This is a genomic window from Streptomyces sp. NPDC007872, assembly GCF_042868165.1.
GTDB lineage: Bacteria > Actinomycetota > Actinomycetes > Streptomycetales > Streptomycetaceae > Streptomyces.
The window spans coordinates 247,074-265,136 of the sequence record NZ_JBIAEA010000009.1 but is presented as its reverse complement, the minus strand read 5'-3'; the positions used below and the strand labels follow the sequence as shown (position 1 = coordinate 265,136).

General features: G+C 76.1%; 14 protein-coding genes. 9 read left to right on the top strand and 5 right to left on the bottom strand.

What is annotated here, in order from left to right:
* Nucleotides 1-49 precede the first annotated feature (49 nt).
* A complete protein-coding gene (locus ACFYNX_RS28565) occupies nucleotides 50-2,182 on the bottom strand; it encodes an MMPL family transporter (protein ID WP_388665410.1) in 2,133 nt (710 codons plus the stop codon).
* A gap of 263 nt (nucleotides 2,183-2,445) precedes the next feature.
* Entirely contained in the window at nucleotides 2,446-2,937 is a 492-nt protein-coding gene (locus tag ACFYNX_RS28560) for a MarR family winged helix-turn-helix transcriptional regulator (protein WP_388665408.1), read from the bottom strand.
* Between the two features lie 338 nt (nucleotides 2,938-3,275).
* Between ACFYNX_RS28560 and ACFYNX_RS28555 the strand changes: the two genes are divergently transcribed.
* From ACFYNX_RS28555 to ACFYNX_RS28540, 4 genes are all read left to right on the top strand, one after another.
* Nucleotides 3,276-4,826 carry an SDR family oxidoreductase gene (locus ACFYNX_RS28555; protein WP_388665407.1) on the top strand — a complete coding sequence of 517 codons (1,551 nt, stop codon included), beginning with the start codon at nucleotides 3,276-3,278 and terminating at the stop codon, nucleotides 4,824-4,826.
* A 210-nt stretch (nucleotides 4,827-5,036) separates the two neighbouring features.
* On the top strand, nucleotides 5,037-6,410 hold the full coding sequence (locus ACFYNX_RS28550) for a cryptochrome/photolyase family protein (protein WP_388665405.1): 1,374 nt from the start codon (nucleotides 5,037-5,039) through the stop codon (nucleotides 6,408-6,410).
* Between the two features lie 137 nt (nucleotides 6,411-6,547).
* Nucleotides 6,548-7,222 carry a sigma-70 family RNA polymerase sigma factor gene (locus ACFYNX_RS28545; RefSeq protein ID WP_365547566.1) on the top strand — a complete coding sequence of 225 codons (675 nt, stop codon included), beginning with the start codon at nucleotides 6,548-6,550 and terminating at the stop codon, nucleotides 7,220-7,222.
* A 299-nt stretch (nucleotides 7,223-7,521) separates the two neighbouring features.
* On the top strand, nucleotides 7,522-8,169 hold the full coding sequence (locus ACFYNX_RS28540) for an alpha/beta fold hydrolase (protein WP_365547569.1): 648 nt from the start codon (nucleotides 7,522-7,524) through the stop codon (nucleotides 8,167-8,169).
* Nucleotides 8,170-8,202: 33 nt separating this feature from the next.
* On the opposite strand, the gene ACFYNX_RS28535 is transcribed toward ACFYNX_RS28540, so the two are convergent.
* Nucleotides 8,203-9,282, bottom strand: coding sequence for a MerR family transcriptional regulator (locus ACFYNX_RS28535; RefSeq protein WP_388665402.1), 1,080 nt, complete (start codon nucleotides 9,280-9,282; stop codon nucleotides 8,203-8,205).
* 38 nt (nucleotides 9,283-9,320) lie between these two features.
* Nucleotides 9,321-10,055, bottom strand: coding sequence for an adenosylcobinamide amidohydrolase (locus ACFYNX_RS28530; RefSeq protein WP_388665400.1), 735 nt, complete (start codon nucleotides 10,053-10,055; stop codon nucleotides 9,321-9,323).
* Nucleotides 10,056-10,282: 227 nt separating this feature from the next.
* Here ACFYNX_RS28530 and ACFYNX_RS28525 point away from each other — a divergent pair, with 227 nt between their 5' ends.
* On the top strand, nucleotides 10,283-10,936 hold the full coding sequence (locus ACFYNX_RS28525; RefSeq protein WP_365547578.1) for a fasciclin domain-containing protein: 654 nt from the start codon (nucleotides 10,283-10,285) through the stop codon (nucleotides 10,934-10,936).
* 228 nt (nucleotides 10,937-11,164) lie between these two features.
* On the top strand, nucleotides 11,165-13,582 hold the full coding sequence (locus tag ACFYNX_RS28520) for a hypothetical protein (RefSeq protein ID WP_388665398.1): 2,418 nt from the start codon (nucleotides 11,165-11,167) through the stop codon (nucleotides 13,580-13,582).
* Nucleotides 13,583-13,602: 20 nt separating this feature from the next.
* Here the strand turns inward: ACFYNX_RS28520 and ACFYNX_RS28515 are convergent, their stop codons facing one another.
* Entirely contained in the window at nucleotides 13,603-14,199 is a 597-nt protein-coding gene (locus ACFYNX_RS28515; RefSeq protein ID WP_365547584.1) for an XRE family transcriptional regulator, read from the bottom strand.
* Between the two features lie 217 nt (nucleotides 14,200-14,416).
* Here ACFYNX_RS28515 and ACFYNX_RS28510 point away from each other — a divergent pair, with 217 nt between their 5' ends.
* From ACFYNX_RS28510 to ACFYNX_RS28500, 3 genes are all read left to right on the top strand, one after another.
* The gene (locus ACFYNX_RS28510; protein ID WP_388665396.1) at nucleotides 14,417-15,541 is read left to right on the top strand and encodes an aryl-sulfate sulfotransferase; all 1,125 of its coding nucleotides are present in this window, start codon (nucleotides 14,417-14,419) and stop codon (nucleotides 15,539-15,541) included.
* Nucleotides 15,538-16,941, top strand: a complete 1,404-nt coding sequence (locus tag ACFYNX_RS28505; RefSeq protein WP_388665394.1) for a uracil-xanthine permease family protein — start codon at nucleotides 15,538-15,540, stop codon at nucleotides 16,939-16,941. Before ACFYNX_RS28510 ends, ACFYNX_RS28505 begins: the two co-directional genes overlap by 4 nt.
* Before the next feature lie 90 nt (nucleotides 16,942-17,031).
* Nucleotides 17,032-18,042: a LacI family DNA-binding transcriptional regulator gene (locus ACFYNX_RS28500; RefSeq protein WP_365547593.1), complete on the top strand. Its 1,011-nt coding sequence runs from the start codon at nucleotides 17,032-17,034 to the stop codon at nucleotides 18,040-18,042.
* Nucleotides 18,043-18,063: the final 21 nt, after the last annotated feature.

Genomic DNA, 18,063 nt, shown 5'->3' with positions numbered 1-18,063 from the left:
CCGCTCCTGCGGGGTCTTCGGAGCGGCGGCCCCGGGGGATTGGTCCGGTCTACGACGGGTCCGGCGCGGTCCCTCCCTCCTTGGGGAGACGGCTCAGCGCGCCCGGCCACCACGCCCTCGGACCGAGGTCGCGGACCAGGGCCGGGACGAGGAGCGAGCGGACGACCAGGGTGTCGAGCAGGACGCCGAAGGCCACGATGAACGCGATCTGCACCAGGAACGCCAGCGGGATCACGCCGAGCGCGGCGAAGGTCGCCGCGAGCACCACGCCCGCCGAGGTGATCACGCCGCCGGTCGCGGTCAGGCCGATGCGGACGCCCTCGCGGACCCCGTGGCGCAGCGACTCCTCGCGGACCCGGGACATCAGGAAGATGTTGTAGTCGACCCCGAGTGCCACCAGGAAGACGAAACCGTACAGCGGCACGGAGGAGTCCGTGCCGGTGAAGCCGAGGACGTGCTCGAAGACGAGCGCCGAGACGCCCAGGGTGGCGGCGAAGTTGAGCGCCACCGTGGCGACGAGCAGCAGCGGCAGCACGAGGGAGCGCAGCAGCGCCACCAGGATCACCAGGATGATGGCCAGGACCACCGGCACGATGAGCGCGCGGTCCCGTGCGGCGGTGCGCTGGGTGTCGTACTGCTGCGCCGTCGAGCCGCCCACCAGGGCGTCCGAGCCGGGGACCGCGTGCACGGCGGTACGGAGCCGGGCGAGCGTCTCGCGCGCCGCGTCGCTGTCGGCGGCGTCGGCGAGGGTGGCGTCGATCCGGACCCGGCCGTCGACCACGAGCGGCTTCCCGGGGGCCGGGCGGCCCGTCGCGTCCACCGGGAACGCCGAGTCGACGCCCTCGACGTCCCGCGCGGCGGCGGCCACGCGGGTCGCGGCCCCGGCGTCGGCGACGATCACGGCGGGGTTGCCCGCGCCGCCGGGGAAGTGGCGGCCGAGGGTCTCCTGCGCGGCGACGGACGGCGCGTCGTTCACGAAGATCTCGTCGAAGGGGACGCCCCGGGAGTTCAGCGCGGGCGCGAAGGCGGCGCAGGCCAGGAGGCCGGCGAGGGTGATCGCCCACACCTTGCGGGGCGCGCGGTCGACCACGGCGGCGACGCGCCGCCAGAGGGCCTGTCCGCCCCGGGCGGCCTCGGGGGCCGCGCCCTCCGGGAGCGTCTTCGGGCGGGCCGGCCAGTAGGCGGCGCGGCCCGTCAGGGCCAGGGCCGCCGGGAGGAAGGTGAGCGCGCTGACCACCGCGCAGACGATGCCGATGGCGCCGACCGGACCGAGCGCCCGGTTGTTGGACAGGTCGCTCGCGAGCAGGGCGATCAGCGCGAGGGCGACGGTGGCGGCGCTGGCGACGATCGGCTCGACGGAGCGGCGCAGGGCCTTGCGCATGGCGGCGAACCGGTCGGCGCCGGGGGCGGTGAGCTCCTCCCGGTAGCGGGCGGCGAGGAGCAGCGCGTAGTCGGTCGCGGCGCCGATCACCAGGATGGACAGGATGCCCTGCACCTGGCCGTCCACCCTGACCAGGCCGGCGTCGGCGAGCACGTACACGATCGCGCAGGCCAGGCCGAGGGCGAACACCGCGCCCAGGATGATCATCAGGGGCAGCAGGACGCTGCGGTAGACGAGGAGCAGGATCAGCAGCACCGCGACCAGGGCGACGGCGAGGAGCAGTCCGTCGATGCCGGAGAAGGCGTCGGAGAGGTCGGCCTGGGTGGCGGCGGGGCCCGCGAGCCACACGGTCGTCCCGGGCACCGGGGCCGCCGCCTTCCGCACCGCGTCGAGCGTGTCCGGCAGGGCGTCGCCGAGGTCGGGCCGGAGCGGGACGACGGCCCGCAGCGCCTTTCCGTCCTCGGAGGCCAGGGCGGGGGAGGGCGGCCCGGCGGTCCCCGGGCGGCCGGAGAGCGCGGCGAGGGACCGGGTGGCGGCGTCGGCCGAGCCGGGGTCCAGGGTGCCGCCGTCCTTCGCCGTCCACACCACGATCGCGGGCACCGACTCCGAGGTGCGGAAGGACTTCTGCGCCTCGATGACCTTGGTGGACTCGGCGCTGCGGGGCAGGAAGGCCGCCTGGTCGTTGGTGGAGACCTCGCCGAGCCGGCCGGCGAAGGGGCCGAGACCGCCGCCGACGGCGAGCCAGACGAGGAGGAGGACCAGGGGGACGAGGAAGCGGGTCCGGCGGGGGGCGCGGGGCATCGAATCTCCGAACTATGACTTGACCATTAACAATCTCAATGATTGAGAGAAGTGTGTACCACTCCGGGGAGGGGCCGGACGCCCGGGTACCCGGAACGGGCGATCGGATGCCACGGAACACCGCGTACGCGTGCTCTCGTGGGACCTTCGGCGGTGACGGGCCGTACGGATGCACCCGTTCGGCGCAGGCGTTCGCGTTTCGCGAGGTGCCCGTTCCGAGGGGCGCCCGTTTCGCGACGCGCCCGCTCCGCGGCGCGCCCGGCTCAGCGGCGCGGCACGCGCAGGGCGCCCAGTTCGTCGTTCAGGACGTTCAGGAAGCGCAGGGCCACCGCGAGTTCGTCGTCGTCGAACCGGTCCCGCGCCCGGGCCGTCGCCTCCGCGAGCGGCAGGAAGTACCGGCGGGCCGCCGCCCTCGCCCCGTCCTCGTAGTGCACGTGCACCACGCGGCGGTCGGCGCTCTCCCGGGACCTGCGGATGTGCCCGGCCCGCTCCAGCCGGTCCAGACAGGCCGTCACCGCGCCGGAGGTGAGCCCGAGGTGCTCCCGGAGCCGCCCCGGCGTCAACGGCTCGGGGCTGTCCAGGACGACGGCGAGCGCCTGCACGTCCGTGGGGTGCAGCCCCTGGGTCTGGGCGAAGCCGTGCACGAGGCGGTTGATCTCGCCCTGCGTCCGCCGCAGCGCGACGGCGAAACTGTGCAGGTCACCGGCGCCGCCCGGCGGGGCGGCGGGAACGTCTCGGTCTTCTTCGCGGGCCACGCGTTCAGCCTATAGACATCGCCCTTCCGCATCCGTCCGGGCCATGGTGGGAGAAGAAGCGGCGTGGGACCCGACCCGCACGGGTCCCGGCGAGCCCGCCCCCGGGACGGAACGGAGCACTCCCTGCCATGGCGACACACCCCAGGGCCACGCCCGGCCCGACGCCGGACGGTCCGAGGCCGTCCGGTCCGAGGCCGGAAGGCCCGGCATCGGACGGTCCGAGGCCGGAAGGCCCGACGCCGGACGACCCGAAGCCGAGCGGCCCGACGCCGTCCGACCCGGAGCCGGAAGGCCTGACGCCGGACGACCCGTCCGGTCCCGGGTCCGGCCTCTGTCTCGTGACCGGTGCCGGCGGCTACATCGGCGGGCGGCTCGTCCCCGAGCTGCTCGACGCCGGCCGCCGCGTGCGCTGCCTGGCCCGCGCCCCCGCCAACCTCCGCGACTACCCCTGGGCCGACCGGGTCGAGATCGTCAAGGGCGACGTCACCGACGCGGCGACCCTGAAGCCCGCGTTCGAGGGCGTGGAGGTGGCCTACTACCTGGTGCACTCCCTCGGCTCCGGGCACGACTTCGAGGAGACGGACCGGCGCGCGGCCCGGACCTTCGCCGAGGAGGCCCGCGCCGCCGGCGTCCGCCGCATCGTCTACCTGGGCGGCCTCACCCCGCAGGGCGTGCCCGAGGAGGAACTCTCCCCGCACCTGCGCTCCCGCGCCGAGGTCGGCCGCATCCTGCTCGACTCCGGCGTCCCCACGACCGTGCTGCGGGCCGCCGTCGTCATCGGCTCCGGCTCCGCCTCCTTCGAGATGCTCCGCTACCTCACCGAGCGGCTCCCGGTGATGCTGACGCCGAGCTGGGTCAGGACCCACGTCCAGCCCATCGCCGTGCGCGACGTGCTGCGCTACCTCGTCGGCAGCGCGGACATGCCCCCGGACGTCAACCGGGCCTTCGACGTCGGCGGCCCGGACGTCCTCACCTACCGCGACATGATGATCGAGTACGCGGCGGTCGCCGGCCTGCCCAAGCGCCTCATCGTGTCCGTGCCGATGCTCACCCCCGGCCTGTCCAGCCACTGGATCGGCCTGGTCACGCCCGTCCCGGCCGGCCTGGCCCGGCCGCTCGCGGAGTCGCTGCGGTACGAGGTGGTCTGCGCCGAGCACGACATCGCGGAGTACGTCCCCGACCCGCCCGGCACCCCGATCCCCTTCGGCCGCGCCCTCACCCTCGCCCTCCAGCGCATCCAGGAGGCCAAGGTCACCACCCGGTGGTCCTCCGCCTCGCTGCCCGGCGCGCCCAGCGACCCGCTGCCCACCGATCCCGACTGGGCCGGCGGCAGCCTCTACACCGACGAACGCGAACGGACCGTCGACGCCCCGCCGGAGACCCTCTGGAAGGTCGTCGAGGGGATCGGCGGCGAGAACGGCTGGTACTCCTTCCCGCTGGCCTGGGCCGTACGCGGCTGGCTCGACCGGCTCGTCGGCGGCGTGGGCCTGCGCCGGGGCCGCCGGGACGCCCAGCGGCTCCGGGTCGGCGACGCGCTCGACTTCTGGCGGGTCGAGGAGATCGAGCGGGGCGGCCTGCTCCGGCTGCGCGCGGAGATGCGGCTCCCCGGGCTCGCCTGGCTGGAGATGCGCTCCGAACGCGACGAGGAGGGGCGGACCCGCTACCGCCAGCGCGCCCTGTTCCATCCGCGCGGACTCGCCGGACAGGTGTACTGGTGGAGCGTGGCGCCGTTCCACGCGGTCGTCTTCGGCGGCATGGCGCGGAACATCGCCCGCACGGCCGAACGGGCGGCGGCCGGGGAGCCCGTGTCGCCGGAGGACGCGGACGGGCCGCCCGCCCGCACCGGCGACGTACCGGCCCACGCGGGGGAGGCACCGCCCCGCGCGTGAGGTTCGTGCGCGGGGGCCTGCCGGAGCGGGACGGGCCCTCCGGGGCGCACCGGCCCGCGCGGAGCGCCCCCGCATCCGTACGCCTGTCGCGGGCGGAAAAGGGACGGCACGGCCGCCACGCGGCCGCAGGGCCGCACCACAGTCGCAGTCCACCGGGCGTCCTGCCCCCGCGGGCGCCGTCCGGTGGCCGAACCCCAGGAACCAGGCGCCATGACCGTCTCCGTCGTCCTCTTCACCTCCGACCTCCGGGTGCACGACCACCCGCCCCTGCGCGCCGCCGTGGACGCGGCGGACGAGGTCGTCCCGCTGTTCGTCCGGGACCCCGCCGTCGACCGGGCCGGCTTCGCCGTCCCCAACCGGCTCGCCTTCCTCGCCGACTGCCTGACCGACCTGGACGCCGGACTGCGGCAGCGCGGCGGACGGCTCGTCGTGCGCGAGGGCGACGCCGTGGCCGAAGTCTGCGGCGCGGTGCGGCAGTCCGACGCCGACGAGGTCCACATGGCCGCCGACCACTCCGCCTTCGCGCACGCCCGCGAGGCGCGGCTGCGGGACGCCCTGGAGTCCGACGGGCGCCGCCTCTACGTGCACGACGCCGTGACCACCGTCGTGCCGCCCGGCGACGTCACCCCGCAGGGCTCCGACCACTTCGCGGTCTTCACCCCGTACTTCCGCCGCTGGTCCGGCGAACGGCTCCGCGCGCCCCTGGCGGCCCCCCGGAGGGTACGGGTGCCGAGCGGTCTGCGCTCCGACGGGCCGCCGTCGCGCGCCTCCGTGGCGGACGTGTCCGAGGGCCTCGCGAAGGGCGGCGAGACCACGGCCCGGCGCAGGCTCGGCGCCTGGCTGTCCCGGCACGCCGACGCCTACGAGACCGGCCACGACGACCTCGCCGGGGACACGACCTCGCGGCTCTCCCCGTACCTCCACTTCGGCGCGCTCTCGGCCACCGAGGCCGTCCACCGGGCCCGCGCCCGGGGCGGTCCGGGCGCCGAGGCCTTCGTACGGCAGCTCTGCTGGCGGGACTTCCACCGCCAGATGCTCTCCGCGCGCCCCGCGATCGCCGCCGACGACTACCGGCCCCGGCACGACCGCTGGCGGCGGGGCGCGGAGGCCGAGGCGGACCTGCGGGCCTGGCGGGAGGGCCGCACCGGCTACCCCGTGGTGGACGCGGCCCTGCGCCAACTCGCCCACGAGGGCTGGATGCACAACAGGGGCCGGCTGCTCACCGCCTCCTTCCTCACCAAGACGCTCTACCTCGACTGGCGGGAGGGCGCCCGGCACTTCCTCCGCCTCCTCGTGGACGGCGACCTCGCCAACAACCAGCTCAACTGGCAGTGGGTGGCCGGGACCGGGGCCGACAGCCGGCCGAACCGGGTCCTCAACCCCGTGACGCAGGGCAAGCGTTACGACCCCGACGGCGCCTACGTCCGCCGCTGGGTCCCCGAACTCGCCGCCCTGCCCGGCGCCTCGGTCCACGAGCCCTGGAAGCGGAAGGACCGGGAGGGGGCCGCGCGCGACTATCCCGAGCCGCTGATCGCCCTCGCCGACGGCACCGCCCGCTTCCGGCACGGCCGGGGCCTGGAGTAGGGGGCGCGTCCGAGCGGGCGGCGGTGCGTCGAAAAGCGGAAGACGACGCACAAACGATGCGAGTTGAGCCACCCCTTCCCCCGGACGGAGGCTGAGGGAGCCGGGGGCACGGAGCCCCAGCGAGGAGGAGCTTCGCCATGAACGCAGCCCGTACGGCCGTCCGCGGCCCCGCCCCCGCGTACGACCCGGCCGCCCCGGCGGCCCATGCGACGGACCTCCCCCCGGACGCCGGAGCGGCCCTTCCCGCCCTCTCCGACGCGGAGGTCGGCCGGGGGCTCGTCCGGGGCGACGAGCACTGCCTCGCCCTCGCCCACCACCGCTGGGCGCGCCTCGTGCACACCCTGGCCTCCCGCGCCCTGGGCGACCCGCGCGAGGCCGAGGACGTCACCCAGCAGGTCTTCCTCGCCGCCTGGCGCGGCCGTGCCGGATACCGCCCCGAGCGCGGCTCCGTACCCGCCTGGCTCGTCGGCATCACCCGGCGGAAGATCGCCGACGCCCTCGGCGCCCGCACCCGCAGGCTCGACCTCGTCGCCGCCGCCGGAGCGGCCCTGCCCCCGTCCGACGGCACCGGGGAGGGGCCCGACCACGTCCTCGACCGGATCGTGGTCACCCGCGAACTCGCCCGCCTGCCGCGCGTCCAGCGCGACGTCCTGGCCCTCGCGTTCTTCGGGGACCTGACGCAGACGCAGATCGCCCACCGCACGGGCCTGCCCCTGGGCACCGTCAAGAGCCACGCGCGCCGGGGCCTCCAGCGGATGCGCCGCAGCCTCGCCGTCGCCGAAGCCGCCACCGGCGGGGCCGTCACGGCCTGAACGGCCCCCGGGACGACCTGACGTTCTATGCCCCGCCCGACGCCCGCCCGCCACGGAGATCGCGCGTCCGGCCCGTCCTTCCGGTGGGGCCCGTACCTGACGCCGCGTGGGACCTGGCAGACTGCGGGCCTCACGGTCGTCTCCCCCCTCGTCACGAGCGGACCGCTCGTCCTGGGAAGCGGCAAGCGACTTCTGGAGGCCCATATGGCGCAGCGGCCCGGACACGCGGCCCACAAGGCCCGCGAGAGCGGGTTCTCCCCCCGGCCGGCGCACCGGCGCGCGGACGGGACGGCCGCCCGGTGAACGTCTGCCGCACCCGGCGCGCCGAGACCGGCGCCCTCCTCGTCCGCAGCGCCCCCGCGGCGCCCACCGCGGCCGTCCTGCTGCTCCACGGCGGCCGCGCCGACGGGCCCGAGCCACCGCCCGCCCTCAACCTCCCGGCGCTGCGCATGCGCCCCTTCGCCGCCGCCGTCACCCGCGCCGTCCGGGGCCGGAGCGTCCTCGTCGCCGAGGTCCGCTACCGCCACCGCGGCTGGAACGGGGCGCGCGCCGACGCCGCCCGGGACGCCGAGACCGCCCTGAACGACCTCCGCGAGCGGATCGGGCCCGTGCCCGTCGTGCTCCTCGGCCACTCCATGGGCGGCCGCGCCGCGCTCCGCGCCGCGGGCGACCCCGCCGTGCGCGGGGTCGTCGCCCTCGCGCCCTGGTGCCCGTCCGGCGAGCCCGTCGAGCACCTCGGCGGCCGGCGCCTCTACCTGCTCCACGACGAGACCGACCGCGTCACCTCAGCCCGCGAGTCCTGGGACTTCGTCCGCAGGGCCAGGGCGGCGGGAGCCGACGCGGTGGGCATCCCGATGCGGATCGGCGGCCACGCCATGCTCCGGGGCGCGGACGTCTGGCACCGCAGGGCGGCCGAACTCACGGCGGCGCTGCTCTCGCACGGATAGCGGCCCGGGGCCCGCACCGCGCCCGGGGCCCCCTCACACCGGGGGCGCGGTGACCCGCGTCCCCGCGTGGTGGGAGAGCGCGTCGAGCGCCTCCCGCAGGCCGCCCGGGCGCAGCATCCCCGGTCCCAGGCCCCGGCCCGCCCAGCCGGGGCCGGCCAGGAGCATCAGCGGACGCGTCCGCGCGCCCTTCACGCCGAACGAGCTCCCGGCGACGTGCCGGGCGAGGGCGTGGTTCGCGGTGGAGCGCGCCTGCGACCAGAGCACGACCGCGGCCGGACCCATGCGCCGCACGGCGGCGTCGAGCGCCTCGGCGGGGACGGCCGCGCCGAACATCCGGGTCGGCAGACCGCGCTCGGAGAGCCCCGCCGCCAGCGCCTCCAGGGGCAGAGTGTGCTGCTCGCCCGGCACACAGGCCAGGAGCACCGGCGGTACGGGGGCCAGGGAGCCGCGTCCGGCGGGTGCGACCTGCCGGAGCGCGGTCGACACGTGCCAGGACAGCAGGTGCTCCACCTCGACGTAGCGGTCCCCGGACGACTCCCACTTGCGGCCCACCGCGTGCAGGGTCGGGGCCATCACCTCCTCCCAGGCGGTGACGAGCCCGTGGTCCGCGACGGCGTCCCGGAGCAGGGCGTCCAGGGCGGGGCCGTCGAGCCGCACGGCGGCCCGCGCGAGCCCCCGGCACTCCCGCCGCACGTCACCGAGCGGAAGCCCGTTGCCGGACCCGGGCTGCCGGGCCGGCCCCGGCTCCTCGGGACGGTCCCGGAGCGGCCCTGCGAGGCGGTCGGGGTACGGCTCCGGCCCGGTGGGCCGGGCCCGCGTCCCCGGGGCCGTACCGGAAACCGCTCCGAGGATCGCACCGGGGCCCTCCGCCCCGGTCCTGGCCGCCCGCGCGATCCGCGCCGCCTCGGCCGGAGGGGCGCCCGAGGCCGTCAGCCGGCACATCTCCTCCAGCATCGCGACGTCCTCCGGGGCCCAGCGCCGGTGCCGCCCGCCCTGGCGGGCGGCGGGCCCCATCCCGTACCGCCGGTCCCACGAGCGCAGGGTGGTCGGTGACACCCCGAGGCGCCGCGCCACCGCTCCGGTGGTGAGTCCGTACGTCGCCGATTCGGTCATACGGCCAGGTTACGACGCACAACCGATGCGAGTGCGCGTCAGGCGGCGGGACCGGTGCGTTCGGCGGCCAGCAGTCCCGCGCAGGCCTCCCGGGTCGCCCGGTGCACGGCGCGGGCGAGCCGCGCGCCCCAGAGGGAGCGCGGCCCGGCGAACGGTTCGGCGAACGCCCTGTCGCCCGCGCCCTCTGCGTCCTCCACGTTCTCCACGGGGCAGGGCGCGGCCACGCAGACGGCGTCCGTCGGGGTGCCGGAGGCGTCGGCGCCCAGCTCGACCAGGGCCTGCGTCTTCGCCTCGGTGGCGGTGGCCACGGCGTTCACGAGGGCCGCGTCCGTCAGGGGCACCGGCAGCGACACGACGATGTTGATCGTCCCGGGGCGCGGGACCGCGACCCCGCCGACGCCCGGAGCGGCGGCCCAGCCCCGTACCCCGATCCCGGCCGTGACCACGGCGTGCGCGCCGCCGTCCACCGCGTGGCGCCGGTCCGCGACCGAGGCCGCCGTCATGAGGCCCACGCCCGGACCGGAGAGCCCGGCGCCCGAGGCGAGTTCGCGGAGGTGGGCGACGGGGTCGAGCCGGTCGTAACCGGGCGGCACCTGGGCGTTGACCACCCACTCCCGCGCACCGATGCCCCCGCCGAGCACCGCGCTCGACACCATCCGCACGCCCGGCCCCGGGGCCCAGACGAGGAGCGGCCACTCCCGCCCCCGTTCCGTGTGGGAGAGGAGGACGGAGTCGGCGAGGGACGGGCGGGCGGGGAGGGTCCGGGGGAGCACCCCACACCCTAACGCGCGGCCTTTTTCTCACTCGAACGGGTGAAAGCTTTTTTGGGACCCATCCGATCGGCGGCCGGCGCCGAATGACCCGTGACAGCAGGGCCGAAAGCGAACGATTCGTCGCGGACGGCCCGGACGCGCCACCGTCCTCCCGACCGGGAGGCGGGGCCGTCTCCCCCTTCACGTGCGCAGTTCCCTACGCATCCGGACCAAAGAGGTTTCCTCCCATGACCACTTCCCGCATCCGTCGCACCGCCGTCGCCGTGGCCGCCGCGGCCGTCCTGCCCTTCTCCCTGGCGGCCTGCTCGGACTCCGGCAAGGACGAGGCGTCCGGGGCCGGGGCCCCGGCCTCCAGCTCCGCCGCCGCGGAGAACTCCTCGGCCCCCGCCGACTCGGACATGACCCCCGACGGTCCGTTCGGCCCGGCCTGTGCCGGTGTGCCCAAGGAGGGCGCCGGTTCGTTCGACGGCATGGCGAAGGACCCCGTCGCCACGGCCGCCTCCAACAACCCGGCCCTGTCCACCCTGGTGACCGCCGTCAAGAAGGCCGGTCTGGTCGACACCCTCAACAACGCCCAGAACATCACCGTGTTCGCGCCCACCAACGACGCCTTCGCGAAGATCCCGAAGGCCGACCTCGACAAGGTCCTGGCCGACAAGGACATGCTCACGAAGGTCCTCACGTACCACGTGGTGGGCCAGAAGCTGACCCCGAAGCAGTTGGAGAACGGCTCCTTCGAGACCCTCCAGAAGGGCATGCTGACCACGAAGGGCTCGGGCGAGGAGTACACGGTCAACGACACCTCGAAGGTCGTCTGCGGCAACGTCCCCACGGCCAACGCGACCGTCTACATCGTCGACACCGTCCTCATGCCCAAGTAGGCGCCGGGCGCGCGGAACCCGCGGCGGGAGCGGTCGCGGGGCGGACCCGACGGGAATCGGGTCCCCCGCGCGCGAAGCACGCCCGAAGGGCATCCCCGCGCGGGGCCACCGGACCAAGGGGGTCGGTGGCCCCGCGCCTTCTCCGTTTCCGGGACCGGCGAGTGCCGGAGGCGTGGACCCGCCACGGGAGCGGAGTGACGCGGGACCCCTCGGACTCGTTTGCCGGGCATGCCGTCCCGTCACGCCGCCCCCGGCACCTCGATATCCGCGTCCGCGTCCGTGCCCGCATCCGCCCGTCGCCCCGCCCGCGAGGCCGCCGAGGCCGCGCTCGTCGAGCACTACCCCGCGCTCGTACGGCTCGCCTACCTCGTCCTGCCGCCCTCGCTCGGACGCCACCGCCGCGTCCTCACCGCCCACGCCCTCGTCCAGAACTCCCTGGCGGAGGCGACCGGCGGCCGGGGATCCGGGAGGCCGCGGCCCGGGAAGCCCCGGAGGGAGGAGCCCTCGGCCGAGACGTCTTCGGCCCAGGAGCCCCTGTCCGAGGCACCTTCGGCCGAGCAGCCCCCGACCGGAGCGGCCGGAGACGGAGCGTCTCCGGCCGAGGCACCCGAAACCGAGGCGTCTTCGACTCGGGCGGCCGGAACCGAGGCGTCTCCGGCCCAGGCGTCCCGAACTGAGGGGTCCCTCACCGAGGTGTCCCCGGCCGAGGCACCCCCGACCGAGACGTCTCCGACCGAGGCGTCCCGCACCGCGACGTCCCCGCCCGCGACGTCCTCGTCCGAGGCGCCCCCGGCCGGCCCGCCGCCCGCCGGAATCTCCCTGCCCGGCCAGCGCGCCGGCGAGCGCCCCGCGCACGCGTGGCTGCGGGCGGCCGTGGTCCGTGCCGCGCTCCGCCCGCCGCGCCGCCTCGCGGCCCCGCTCCGGCTGCCCCTCGTGCTCGGCCTGCGGCTCTTCCCCCGGGCCGGGGGAACCGACGAACTCGCCCTCGACCGGGCCCTGGCCGAAGCCGCCCCCGAGACGCGCGCCGCGCTCGCCCTGCGGATCCTCGAAGGCCTCCCCGCCGACGCGACCGCCCGGCTCCTCGCCTCGGCGGACGTCGCGGACCCCGCAGCCGCCCTCCGCGCCGCCGAACGGATCGGCGCGGCGTCCGGCACCGACGTCGGGACGCTCCTCCGCAGCGCCGAGTTCGACCCGTGCACCGTGCACACCCGCCCCACCGACCTCCTGCGCCGCCGCCGGCACACCCGGCTCGCCGCCCTCGCCGGCGCGGTGCTGCTCGTCACGGCGGGCGTCGCCGTCACCGCCGGGGTCCGGGCCGGCACGGAACCGGAACCGGTCGCCTCCCCGCCCGCCCCCGCCCCGGCGTCCGACCCCGCCGCGCTCCCGCGCACGCCCCCCGACCGCTGGGCCGACACCTCGCGCGTCGACCTCACCGCCTGGCCCGCGCGCGGCGCCGGGACGGGGGACACGGCCCTGCTCCGGCGGGCCCTGGACACCTGGACCCGGGGCGCCGCGGACGGCGTCCGGCCGGCCGTCACCCCGGGCACGTCCGCCGCACCGCCCGCCGAACCGCCCCGGCTCCTCTACGCCGGCACGGTCGACGGCACGGCCGTGGTGCTCCTGCACGACGGGCGCAGGATCGCCCGGTACGCCGAACCCCGCGACGGACGCGGGCCCGTGGCCCTCGACCTCGCGCGGGTCGACGACGCCGACGTCACCACCGGCGCCGCCGTCGTCCTCACCCGCACCGCCGGACGGGCGCGTTACCTCCTCGCGCCCTGGATCGCCGAGGCGGCGGTACGGGACCTCGGCGCGCCCGGCACCCCCGCCCGCCCCCTGGACGTCGCCCCGGACGGCGTGACCGGCCCCGTCCCGTACGGCATCGCGGACGAACCGGGGCGTGCGCCCGGCGCGTGCGCGGGCGTGACCGCGCTCCAGCTCCGCTCCTCGGCCCGGATCGTCGAGGACCATGCCTTCCTCCTCGCGGACCTCGGGGAACCGGTCCCCGCGCACCTCACGTGGACGCCGCCGCCGGGCGCGGACGTCCCGGCCCGTGCGCCGCGCGAGGCGACCGGCGCACGCGGGCTCGCGGCCTGGGCGCGTTCGGCCTGCTCCCTGGCGGCGCTGCGCGGCACCGGGGTCCGGTCGGTCAACCGCTGGGAGTACGCCGAACAGTCCCTGCCCGAGCGGGCGGGCCGGGCCCGGTGGGTGTGCTCCCGCGCGGACACCTGGGAGGGGAGCGGCCGGGTGACCGTCTCCTTCGAGGCGCCCGGCGGCTCCGCGCCCCGGACCGTGGCGGGGCTCCGGGACACGGCGGCGTGCAGCCGCTTCGGCCAGGACGTCCTCGCGGGCACGTACTGGACGGCCCGGTCGGGCACGCGGTACCTGCTCGCGGCGGGCAGCCGCCGGCTGACCGGCGTCACCGCCGGGGGAGCCGTGACCGCCACCGCGCGCGGCCCGCTCCTGACGGCCCGGACCACCGCGGAGGGGCCGGTACGGCTCACGGGCCGGCTCCCCGACGGCTCGGCGCTCCCGGGGCTCACCGGCTCTCCAGGGCCCACCGGCTCCCCGGGGCTCAGTGGACCTTCAGGGCTCACCGGGCCCCAGAGGCTCACCGGCCCCCCGGGCCTCGCCGGCTCCCCCTGAGCCCCCGGTCGCCGGCCGCGTCAGGGTTCCAGGACCTCCACGTGGTCGGCGACCGCCACCACCAGGACGCGCGCGCCGGGCCCGACGGTCCGCCAGCGGTGGCGCACCCCGCCGGACATCAGCAGGGTGTCCCCGCGTCCGAGCCGGTGGACCCGGCCCTCCGCCTCGACCTCCACCGCGCCGTCCGCGACGTACAGCAACTCGTCGTTGCGGTGCAGGAACTCGCGGTCCGCGTCGTGCTCGCCGGTGAACTCCAGGGCGTGCACCTGGTGACGGCCCCGGACCACCGGCCGCACCCGCGCGCCGTCCCGCAGACCGCTGTCGTCGTCGGCGCGGACGACGTCCACCGTGCGGGTCTCGTCCGACGCGGCGAGCAGTCGGACGGCGGTCGTGTCGAGCGCGTCGGCGATCCGCTGGAGCGACCGCATGCTGGGGCGGGCCCGGTCGTTCTCGATCTGGCTGAGGAAGGGCGAGGAGAGCCCGCTGCGCTCCGCCACCTCGGCCAGGGTGAGGTCGAGCGACCGCCGCCGACGGCGCACGGCGGCCCCCACCCGGGGCGCGCGCCCCGCCTCGCCGTCCTGCTTCCCCCCGTCGCCGCGCGGCGCCCTCGCCTCCATCGTGGTCCCCGTCCCTCTCCGCCCGCCCGGCCGTGCCTGCCGCGATCTTCGCCGCTCCCGGCACCCTACGCGGCCGCCGTGACGGGATCCGGACACGGTTTCGCACTCCCGACACACGCCTGTCACACGACGCCTCTAGTTTCAAAGTCAGTTGCTCCAGTCAAAGAAAGTTTGACGAAAGAGCCCCGCAACCGACCCGGAACGCAGGAGCGCCGCCATGCCCACGATCGATCAGAACTCCCGCCGCCGACGACCGACCGGTCTCCTCGCCCTGGACGAGACCGCCGCCTACGAAGGCCACACCCTCTACGCCCCGCTCACCGGCACCGGCGAGGTGTACCTCGTCGACCTGCGCGGCGAGACCGTCCACCGGTGGAACCTGCCGTACCGCCCCGGCCGCCACGCCCGCCTCCTCACCGACGGCACCCTCGCCTACAACGGCGTCCTGCCCGGCGAGGACGCCCTGTTCCCGATGTGGCACAAGTACCGGGGCGGCGTCATGCTCCACGCCGCCCCCGACGGCACGGTGCTGCGCGAGCACCGCGACCCCCTCCAGCACCACGACGCCCATCACCTCGACGACGGCCGGATCCTCTACACCGCCCTCGAACCCCTCCGGGGCGCCGACGCCGAGGCCGTACGCGGCGGAGTGCCCGGCTCCGAGGCCGACGGCGGCACCGTCTGGGCCGACACCCTCCGCGAGGTCGGACCCGACGGCGAACTCCTCTGGTCCTGGCGCGCCTCCGAACACCTCGACCGCGAGGCGTACCCGCTGCACGAGGCGTACGCCCGCGAGCACTGGCCCCTGATCAACAGCGTCACCCCGCTCCGCGACGGCAACGTCCTGGCCAGTCTGCGCAGCGTCTCCGCCGTCGTCGTCATCAGCCGCGAGACCGGCGAGATCCTGTGGCGCAGCGCCCCCGGCACCACCAGCCAGCAGCACGCCCCGACCGAGCTCGACGACGGCCGCTTCCTCGTCTTCGACAACGGCGTCTTCCGGCCGCACCACGACGTCCCGTACTCCCGCGTCGTCGAGATCGACCGGGAGAGTGGCGCGATCGCGTGGGAGTACCACGACCCGGCCCGCGAGTTCTTCTTCGCCCCGTTCATGGGTTCCGCGCAGCGGCTCCCCAACGGCAACACCCTCGTCACCGACTCCCCGTCCGGCCGGCTCTTCGAGGTGACGGAGGACGGCTACCTGTGCTGGGAGTACGTCGTCCCGCACTTCGCCGGATACCGGGAGGACGAGGTCCGCGGCCTCTTCCCGTCCGAGCCCAACGCCGTCTTCCGCGCCTACCGCTACGCGGCCGCCGACATCCCGTGGCTGGGGGCGGGCTCGTGACCCCGACCACCGTTCCCGCGCGGCCCGACGCGTCCGGCACCGCCCCGGTCGACGCCCGCGTCCCGGCGCGCCGGCTCCTGCCGCTCGCCGCGCAGCACGTCCTGGCGATGATCGCCGCGCCCGTCTCCACCGTCTTCCTCACCGCCGGCACCCTGCGCCTCGCGCCCGGCGCGACGGCCTCGCTGCTCAGCGCCGTCCTGGTCCTGTGCGGCGCGGGCGCCCTGCTCCAGTCCCTCGGCGTGTGGCGGATCGGCGCCAAGCTGCCGTTCGTCATGCTGCCCGGCGGCGCGGCCACCGCCCTCTTCCTCCAGATCGCGCAGGACCACGGCACGCCCACCGCCGCCGGCTCCGTCCTCCTCGCGGCGGCGCTGCTCATCGCCGTCCTCCCGCTCTACGCGCGCGTGGTCCGGCTCTTCCCGCCGCTCGTCATGGGCGTCACCGTCCTGCTCATCGGCATCGCGATGATCCGGGTCGCCGCCCGGCTCGTCACCGGACCCGACGGCACGGGCGAACCCCGCGCCGTCCTCCTCGCGGGCCTCACCGTCGCCGCCACCGTCGGCGCGTACGTCCTGCTGCGCGGGGTCTGGCGGCAGACCGCGATCCTCACCGGCATGGCGGCCGGCGTCCTGCTCGCCGTCGTCACCGGCCTCGGCACCTTCGCGCCCGCGCCCGGCAGCGGCTTCTCGCTGCCCGCCCTCCTGCCGTACGGCACACCGCGGTTCGACGTCCTGGCCGCCCTCCCGCTGCTCGTCTTCAGCCTCACCACCCTGGCCGAGATCACCGGCCAGACCGTGCTGAACAGCGAGACCGCCGGCCGCGTCCCCGACCCCGGCAAGGACGTCCCCCGCGTCGCCCGCGCCGACGCCCTCGTCTCCCTCGTGGGCGGCCTCTTCGGCACGTCCCTGATGGTGACCAGCGCCGAGAACATCGGCATCGGCCGGCTCACCGGGGTCCGCAGCCGCTTCGTCACCGCCGCGGCCGGGGCGCTCCTGATTGGCATCGGCCTGGCGACCCCCGTCTCCCGCGCCCTCGCCGGCATCCCGGAGGCGGTCGTGGGCGGCTCCTCGCTCGTCGTCTACGCGGTGATCGCCGTGATGGGCGTCGAGATGCTCCGCCGCGCCGACCTCTCCGGCGCCGGTACGAGTCCCATGGCCGCCGCCCTGGCCCTCGCGGCCGGTCTGCTGCCGCTCCTGACCCCGGGCCTGTACGACGGCTTCCCCGGCTGGGCCCGTACGATCCTGGGCAGCGGCGTCGTCGCCGGCACCCTGACCGCCGTCCTCCTGACCGCCCTCCTCGGCCGGTTCGAAGGCCGGTTCGACGGCCGGTTCGAGCGGCGGGGCGGGCCGTCGGGACCGGTTCACGGCAGGACGGGGGACCCGGAACCCCGTGCCCCCGAATGACGGAAGCCGTCTCGGACGCGTGCGTGTCGTGCTGCAATCATGGCAAGAATTATGTAACTTCCTGACTCTCTTTGCGCTAGAGTTGCGTTCGTGACGCGACGACTTGCTCTGGTGGCGAAAAAGGTGGGAGTCAGCGAGGCCACGGTCAGCCGAGTTCTCAACGGCAAGCCGGGGGTCTCGGAGGCCACCCGCCAGTCCGTGCTCAGCGCGCTGGACGTCCTCGGCTACGAGCGCCCCACGCAGCTCCGCGGCGAGCGGGCCCGGCTGGTGGGCCTGGTCCTGCCGGAGCTGCAGAACCCCATCTTCCCGGCCTTCGCCGAGGTCATCGGTGGTTCCCTCGCGCAGCAGGGCCTCACGCCGGTGCTCTGCACGCAGACCAAGGGCGGCGTCTCGGAGGCCGACTACGTCGACCTCCTCCTCCAGCAGCAGGTCTCCGGAGTGATCTTCGCCGGAGGGCTCTTCGCGCAGGCCGACGCGCCGCACGAGCACTACCGGCAGTTGGCGGAGCGCAACATCCCCGTCGTCCTCGTCAACGCCCCCATCGAGGAACTCGACTTCCCGTGCGTCTCCTGCGACGACATCGCGGCGGTGGAGCAGGCGTGGCGTCACCTCTCCTCGCTGGGGCACGAGCGCATCGGTCTGGTCCTCGGCCCCGAGGACCACATCCCCTCGCGCCGGAAGCTGACCGCGGCGCGGGCGGCCGCGGCGGCGTCGGGAACGGAGCTGGCCGAGGAGTTCGTGGAGCGCTCGATGTTCTCGCTCGAAGGGGGACAGGCGGCGGCGAGCCGGCTGTGGGACCGGGGGGTGACCGGGGTCATCTGCGCGAGCGACCCACTGGCCCTGGGCGCCATCAGGGCCGCCCGCAGGCGCGGACTCACCGTCCCGACCGACGTGTCGGTGCTCGGATTCGACGACTCCGCCTTCATGAACTGCACCGAGCCGCCGCTGTCGACGGTGCGGCAGCCGATCGAGGCGATGGGGCGGGCGGCCGTCGACCTCCTGTGCGCCCAGATCCAGGGGACGCAGGCGCACCCCGGTGAGCTGCTCTTCGAGCCGGAGCTCGTGGTGCGGGGCTCGACCGCCCCGCCGTCCGCCACCTGATCCACCCCCCCGTCCGAGGGC

Bases quoted from the DNA above. Each gene is read 5' to 3' on its own strand.
- ACFYNX_RS28565 (WP_388665410.1), bottom strand. From the start codon at position 2,182: ATGCCCCGCGCCCCCCGCCGGACCCGCTTCCTCGTCCCCCTGGTCCTC.
- ACFYNX_RS28550 (WP_388665405.1), top strand. From the start codon at position 5,037: ATGACCGTCTCCGTCGTCCTCTTCACCTCCGACCTCCGGGTGCACGAC.
- ACFYNX_RS28545 (WP_365547566.1), top strand. From the start codon at position 6,548: ATGAACGCAGCCCGTACGGCCGTCCGCGGCCCCGCCCCCGCGTACGAC.
- ACFYNX_RS28535 (WP_388665402.1), bottom strand. From the start codon at position 9,282: ATGACCGAATCGGCGACGTACGGACTCACCACCGGAGCGGTGGCGCGG.
- ACFYNX_RS28525 (WP_365547578.1), top strand. From the start codon at position 10,283: ATGACCACTTCCCGCATCCGTCGCACCGCCGTCGCCGTGGCCGCCGCG.
- ACFYNX_RS28520 (WP_388665398.1), top strand. From the start codon at position 11,165: ATGCCGTCCCGTCACGCCGCCCCCGGCACCTCGATATCCGCGTCCGCG.
- ACFYNX_RS28515 (WP_365547584.1), bottom strand. From the start codon at position 14,199: ATGGAGGCGAGGGCGCCGCGCGGCGACGGGGGGAAGCAGGACGGCGAG.
- ACFYNX_RS28510 (WP_388665396.1), top strand. From the start codon at position 14,417: ATGCCCACGATCGATCAGAACTCCCGCCGCCGACGACCGACCGGTCTC.